The sequence below is a fragment of the Mesorhizobium sp. M0898 genome (assembly GCF_040319695.1).
Lineage (GTDB): Bacteria > Pseudomonadota > Alphaproteobacteria > Rhizobiales > Rhizobiaceae > Mesorhizobium.
Window position 1 is genome coordinate 1 of sequence record NZ_JAMYOE010000094.1, and the last position, 6727, is coordinate 6727.

The window sequence follows — 6727 nt, forward strand, 5'->3', positions numbered from 1 at the left end:
CCGGACATATGGACGCAAGCGATCGAAAACGACGCAAAACAACCGTTGCAGGCAGGGCGCCGTCCACATATGGATCCCAGGGTCTTCGCGACGTCGCTTCGCGCCTGCTCCGCCCTGGGATGACGAAGCTGGGGAGGTTTGGCCAATCTCGAAGGTTTTCAATCCCGTCCGATGACACTATGAATGACCGGCCGGGGCGGCTCCAGCTTCAAACAATCACGAGGACATCATGACAATACGCGCTGTCGTCTGGGGCGAGAATATCCATGAGCGGACCAACGAGGTGGTCGCGGGCATCTATCCCGAGGGCATGCATGCGACGATCGCCAATGCACTGAAGCTCGACCCGGAGATATCAGTGTCGTGGGCAACGCTGGAGCAGCCGGAGCATGGGCTGCCGGCCGACCGTCTGGCCGAGACCGACGTCTTGCTGTGGTGGGGACACAAGGACCATGGCGCCGTCGCCGACGAAGTGGTCGAGCGCGTGGCGCGCCGCGTCTGGGAAGGCATGGGGCTGATCGTTCTCCATTCCGGCCATTTCTCGAAAATCTTCAAGAAGCTGATGGGCACTCCCTGCACGCTGAAATGGCGCGAGGCGGGCGAGCGCGAACGGCTCTGGGTGACCAGCCCTAACCACCCGATCGCTGCCGGGATCGGCGAGTTTTTCGAGCTCGAGAACGAGGAGATGTATGGCGAGCAGTTCGCCGTGCCGGAGCCGCTCGAGACAGTGTTCATCTCCTGGTTCCAGGGCGGAGAAGTGTTCCGGTCGGGGCTGACCTATCGCCGCGGCGCCGGTAATATCTTCTATTTCAGGCCCGGCCACGAGACCTATCCGACCTATCACGACGCCAACGTCCAGAAGGTGCTGCGCAATGCGGTGAAATGGGCGCACAACCCCCAAGGCTCCAATCCAGCCATCCTCGATGCGCCGAACGTGCCGGTGGAAAAGGCGCTCGAGCCGATCGTCGAGCGCGGCGGAAAGCTTCATTCCGCCGGCGAAGCCGGCTTTCGCTAGACCAAATCCATGATCGAACAAGAAGATAAAGCCCTGTCCTAAGGATAAGAATCATGCGCCTCTTGATACTCGGCACCGGTTGGATGGCGGAGGAGCATGCCAGGCAGTTCGGCAAGATCGCGGGCGTCGAACTGATCGGCGCCGTCGATCTCGACCGCACGCGCGTCGACAAGTTTTCGGACATCTACGGTATCCCCAACCGCTTCGCATCGCTGGACGAGGCGCTGGCATGGGGCAAGTTCGACGCGGTGGCGAACGTGACGCCCGATCGCATCCACCATCCGACGACCATGATGCTGATCGCGGCGGGCAAGCCGGTGCTGTGCGAAAAGCCGCTCGCCGAAAATTACCAGAGGGCCAGTGAAATGGCCGATGCGGCCGAGCGGGCCGGCATCATCAACATGGTCAACCTGACCTATCGCAACGTCGCGCCGCTGCAGAGAGCGCGCGCCATGGTGCTGGCCGGCGAGATCGGCACGGTCAGGCATGTCGAGGCGTCCTATCTGCAGAGCTGGCTGATATCCAAGTTCTGGGGCGACTGGCGCACCGATCCGAAATGGCTGTGGCGGCTGTCGCGCGGCCACGGCTCCAATGGCGTGCTGGGCGACGTCGGCATCCACATCCTCGATTTCGCCAGCTATGGCGCGGCGCTCGACATCGACCATGTGTTCTGCCGCCTGCGGTCCTTCGACAAGGCGCCTGGCAACCGGATCGGGGAGTACGAGCTCGACGCCAATGACAGTTTCACCATGGCGCTCGATTTCAGCAATGGCGCTTTCGGCGTCGTCCATGCCAGCCGCTGGGCGACGGGCCATCTCAACGAGCTCCGACTGCGCATCTACGGGGACAAGGGTGGCATCGAAGTCGTGCATAATCTGACCGGCTCGGAGCTGAAAGCCTGCATCGGCGAGGATGTCGAGAACGCCAAATGGCAAGTTCTGGACGCCGGAACGGTGCAGACCAACTACCAGCGCTTCGTCGACGCGGTGCGCAACGGCGTCCAGGCCGAACCGTCGTTCCGCCATGCGGCCGAATTGCAGAAGGTGCTCGACCTCGCAGTCGTGTCGGATGAGAAGCGGGCCGAATTGAGCACCCACGCGGATGCGCAGTGAGGTCATTTCAGGAGTCTAGCAGCCATGGTCACGCGTCGCGCCGAATGTTCCTGCGGTCAGCTATCGGCCATTTGTTCGGGCGAGCCGGTGCGCGTCTCCGTCTGCCATTGCCTGGCCTGCAAGCGGCGCACCGGCAGTGCATTCAGCTTCAATGCGCGGTTTGCCGAGAATGACGTATCGATCGAGGGGCGGGCAGCGGAATTCTCGCGCACCGGCGAGGAGGGTGGCCGCGTCATCTACAGCTTCTGCCCGGATTGCGGCACCACCGTCCACTACCGGATCGACACCCAGCCCGGTCTGACCGCCATCCCGGTGGGTGCCTTCGCGGACCCTGCGTTCCCATCGCCCTTCTTGTCCTTCTATCATGAGAGCCGGCGCTGCCAGTGGGTCGAGATCCGCACTGAGCCTCTGGCGACGTTCTGCTGAAGACGCCGGCCACGGCCGGCTGACGTTTCAGGATCAAACCCAATCATTCTGAACGACCGAGTTCGACCCGTTTCAGTCGTCCGGGACGTTCCCCATTCAGAGCGCTTTAAGTGCATTCCGGTCATTCGCGTTCGAGCATGCTATACTGCACCTTGGGTCCAAAGCAGCCATTGATGGCTAGGAACCAATGCGGATGGGCAGGTCAGACCGACAGCAATTCAACAGCGGCTCCTTGCAGGAGGCGGACCAGCTCGTGCTCGGTCGTGAGGCTTACGAGGAAAGGGCGTGGGACGACGCCTATCGGTTCTTCTCGCGTGCCGGCGAAGCGGCTCCGCTCGCAGTGGACGATCTCGAACGGCTGGCGATGTCGGCCTATTTGACCGGGCGCGACGAGGAGTACCTGCGGGCCCTGGAGCGAACCCATCATGCATATCTGGACGCGGGCGAGTGCCATCGGGCCGCCCGCTGCGCCTTCTGGCTTGGCCTGCGCCTTGTCTTTCGTGGGGAGATGGCTCAGGCGGCCGGCTGGTTTGGACGGGCGCATCGGCTGCTCGAACGCGAGCCACATGATTGTGCCGAACAGGGTTACCTGATGCTGCCCCACGTCGAACAGCATCTTGCTTCGGGCAACCTTGAAGCGGCCTACGCTGCGGCGAGCGGCGCAGTCGAGATTGGCGAGCGCTTTGCGGACGTGGATCTGGTGGCCTGTGCACGGCATTTGCAGGGCCGTGTTCTGTTGCGCCAGCGGCGAACCGCGGAAGGTTTCGCGCTCCTCGACGAGGCGATGGTTTCGGTCACGGCCGGCGAATTGTCGCCGCTGCTTACCGGCTTGATCTACTGCAGCGTGATCGAAGCGTGTCAGCAAGTCCATGCTCTGGGCCGCGCACGCGAATGGACCTCCGCCCTGGGGCGATGGTGCGCCGAACAGCCCCAGCTGATCAGTTTCAGCGGCACCTGCCTGATGCATCGCGCCGAGATCAAGCGGCTCAGCGGCGCATGGCAGGACGCGATCGACGAAGCGCAGCAGGCCGTGGAGCGTTTGACGCAGTCGAACAATCGGAGAGATACGGCTGGAGCATGGTACCAGCTGGCGGAAGTATACCGCCTTCGCGGAGACTTTGACGTGGCCGAGCAGGCATATCGGAGTGCAAGCCAACATGGCTTCGAACCGCAGCCGGGCCTTGCCCTGTTGCGGTTGGCCGAAAGGCACATCGATGCGGCTGCGGCCGCAATCCGGCGCGTCATGGGTGCGACGACCGATCAGGTGCGGCGCATACGGCTGCTGCCGGCTCACGTCGAGATCATGCTGGCGGCTGATGACATCGAGGAAGCACGGCGTGCCTGCCACGAACTGGCGGACGTTGGAGAAAGCTACGGAACCGAACCGCTGCGCGCCCTTGCCGCTCACGCGCGGGGAGCGGTGGAACTGGCAGAAGGCGAAGCGCAGGCTGCATTGACTTGGCTGCGCCAGGCACTCGAGGGGTGGCAGCAAGTCGAAGCGCCATACGAAGCAGCGCGCGTAGGCGTCATGATAGGCCAGGCTTGCCGCGCCCTCGGTGACAACGATGGTGCGGAACTGGAGTTGCAGGCAGCCCGGACAGTGTTTCGGCAGCTCGGTGCGATGCCGGACCTTTCTCGTGTCGATATCCTGCTTGGCATGCGATCAGACGGAGCCCGCGGCCTCTCTGCCCGTGAACTGCAAGTTCTCCGCCTGGTCGCTGCCGGCAAAACCAACAAGCAAATCGCCAACGAACTGGATTTGAGCGGGAAGACAGTGGACAGGCACGTCAGCAATATTTTCAACAAGCTTGACGTCCCCACGCGCGCTGCCGCCACCGCCTGGGCCTACGAGCACCGCCTGGTTTGAGCAGGTCTGGCATGGGTCGAATCACCCATGCCGTCATCGGCGCCCATTGGGTGGTTCGCCCGAAGCGCCGCCCTCCCTTCCGCGCTAGCTTGCACTCGAAATCGATCGGCCATGGATGCGCGGCGCCACGGCGCAGCTCGCCCACAGATCGCGAGACGGACGCAGTGATCGCGCTGCGAACATCCGGCCACAATGAAGGGAAGTAGCGATGTCGCATGCCGATACCGGAATGCGGGTCGCGGGCGCCTGGCTTGCGATCGCTTCTGTACTCTTGGGTTTCGTCCTGATCGGTCACGGGCCGATTAATCCCGACCTCGCCCAGCAAATGCAGGCCATCGCCAGTGGCGTCACCCTGTGGGTGGTCGTGCATTGGGCCGCCGCGGCAGCACTTTCGCTGTTCGTCGTCGCGAGCCTGATCGTGCTGACCGCCGGCTCTCGACTGACCGAACGCTGGTGGACCCTATCCGCCTGGGCGGTGGTGGCCGTCGGCGCGCTCTGGACGATGACAACCGCCGTGGCCGAGGCCACCACCGTCGCCGATGCCGTCGCCGCCAACGACATGGCGCGATTCGCGGTCTGGTGGGCCTTCGCCGAGGGCAAGGCCAACGGCTTCATGTTCCTCTGCCTGGCGGTTGCCGTGATCGCCGGCAATGAGACGCTGAGCCGGCAACAGGTAACGCCGACTTGGGCGTCACTGGTCGGAGTCGTGGCCGGGCTTGGTGCCTTCGTCGGATGGCCGCTGGGCATGTGGTTCGGCATCGGGCTGGGCAGCCTCGTCTGGGTTGCGTCGTCTTTTGTAATGGCCCTGTGGACGTTGTGGTTCGGGTTGGGGCTCGCGCGAGCCGAGAACAGCGTGTCGAAAGCTCGCAGCGCGAGCTTCAGCGCGTGAGCACCCCAAGAGGCCAGCGGCACGTGCAATACGTTACCGTCCTATCAACATCAGGGAGGCCATGATGACTCACGTTGACGGTTACACCGCCACCCCGGCAGCAATTGAAGATAGCGCCGATGTCAAAGCTGAAGGCGTGCGGCAAATGTCGGCTATTGTTTAGGGTTACGGATGCCGGCCAACAGGTGTTGGCTTGGCGCGAGGGCCGGCGTCCGAAAGCCTCCAGGGAAAGAACCCGCGGGATGGAGGGCGTGGTTCCGGCGCTATGGGGGATTTGACGGTTCCGCGTGGTTCGCGGTGGGTGCACCGATGCGGCTGACAGGTGGGACTGCTCAGGTTGACAGGCGCGCGCGGCCGGCCGAGGTGGCGCATGATGCGGTGTGGCGGCTGAAGACGCCGGTCGCCTCCGGCTGACGTTTCAGGATCAAACCCAATCACTCTGAACGACCGAGTTCGACCCGGTCCGACCATCAAGGCGACGAAGTCGATCCATCAACGTGCGTGGCTCGATCGCGCCAAAAGAAGGCGTGTGCGTCGGCTGAGCAAGCTCCGTCACAGCTGCGCTCAACGGGGCGCGACAAGTGCCGACCATCCAATTGATCGCTGATGGTTACTACGTGCTGGCCATGCTAGAATTCAGCGTCCTCGACGTGGTTAAAATCGGGGAATTGCGACCGGTTGACGGCGCGGGAGGTCGACGGACAAACACGAACAGATCACAGGGAGGAAGCAATGTTTCGGACACCGGTTCATCTTGCATTCTTGACAGCGTCGATTGTTGCCCTGCCATCTTACGCGGCCATGGCCGATGACACACAGATCGCGCGCGGCGAATATCTGGTTACGATTGCCGGCTGCAGCGACTGTCACACATCCGGTTATTTCTTCGGGAAACCCGACATGTCGCGCTTCCTCGGCGGTTCGGACGTGGGCTTCGAGATTCCTGGTCTTGGTGTCTTTGTCGCCCGTAATATCACCCCTGACAGGGAGACCGGTATCGGAAGCTGGACCCCGGAGCAGATCGTCACCGCGATCCAGACCGGCGAACGGCCGGACGGCCGCATCCTGGCGCCGATCATGCCTTGGCGCGACTTCGCGCATCTCACCGCGGATGACGCCATGGCGATCGCGGCATTCCTCCAAAGTGTGAAGCCGGTCAGCCACCAGGTTCCCGGCCCGTTCAAACCCGGGGAAGCGGTGTCGACGTTCATGATGCGGATTATGCCGCCGGGGGAAGCCGCAGCCGCTGCAACGAAGTAGGGCGGCTTTGATCGGAACGAGATTTTTAGTCGAATAATGGGTGAATGTCCGCCTTGGAGATGATGAGGCCGAAGAACGAACCCGCTGCGCGGGAGGGGCGCCTGCGGTTGAGGTAGAGATCAAGAACCGGTCGTCGCGCTCGCGTTGAGCGTCGTTCG

General features: G+C 63.0%; 6 protein-coding genes. All 6 read left to right on the forward strand.

Going from position 1 to position 6727, the window contains the following annotated elements:
• Positions 1-229 precede the first annotated feature (229 nt).
• The 6 genes from NKH90_RS33945 (at position 230) to NKH90_RS33970 (ending at position 6569) form a co-directional block, all read left to right on the forward strand.
• Positions 230-1015, forward strand: a complete 786-nt coding sequence (locus NKH90_RS33945) for a ThuA domain-containing protein (protein WP_352823638.1) — start codon at positions 230-232, stop codon at positions 1013-1015.
• 53 nt (positions 1016-1068) lie between these two features.
• Complete coding sequence (locus NKH90_RS33950) at positions 1069-2127, forward strand: Gfo/Idh/MocA family protein (protein ID WP_352473788.1); 1059 nt, start codon at positions 1069-1071, stop codon at positions 2125-2127.
• A gap of 24 nt (positions 2128-2151) precedes the next feature.
• A complete protein-coding gene (locus tag NKH90_RS33955) occupies positions 2152-2553 on the forward strand; it encodes a GFA family protein (RefSeq protein WP_352473786.1) in 402 nt (133 codons plus the stop codon).
• A gap of 193 nt (positions 2554-2746) precedes the next feature.
• Complete coding sequence (locus NKH90_RS33960) at positions 2747-4420, forward strand: LuxR C-terminal-related transcriptional regulator (protein ID WP_352823641.1); 1674 nt, start codon at positions 2747-2749, stop codon at positions 4418-4420.
• A 208-nt stretch (positions 4421-4628) separates the two neighbouring features.
• Positions 4629-5309 carry a hypothetical protein gene (locus tag NKH90_RS33965; RefSeq protein WP_352501301.1) on the forward strand — a complete coding sequence of 227 codons (681 nt, stop codon included), beginning with the start codon at positions 4629-4631 and terminating at the stop codon, positions 5307-5309.
• 732 nt (positions 5310-6041) lie between these two features.
• Positions 6042-6569: a c-type cytochrome gene (locus NKH90_RS33970; RefSeq protein WP_502893757.1), complete on the forward strand. Its 528-nt coding sequence runs from the start codon at positions 6042-6044 to the stop codon at positions 6567-6569.
• Positions 6570-6727: the final 158 nt, after the last annotated feature.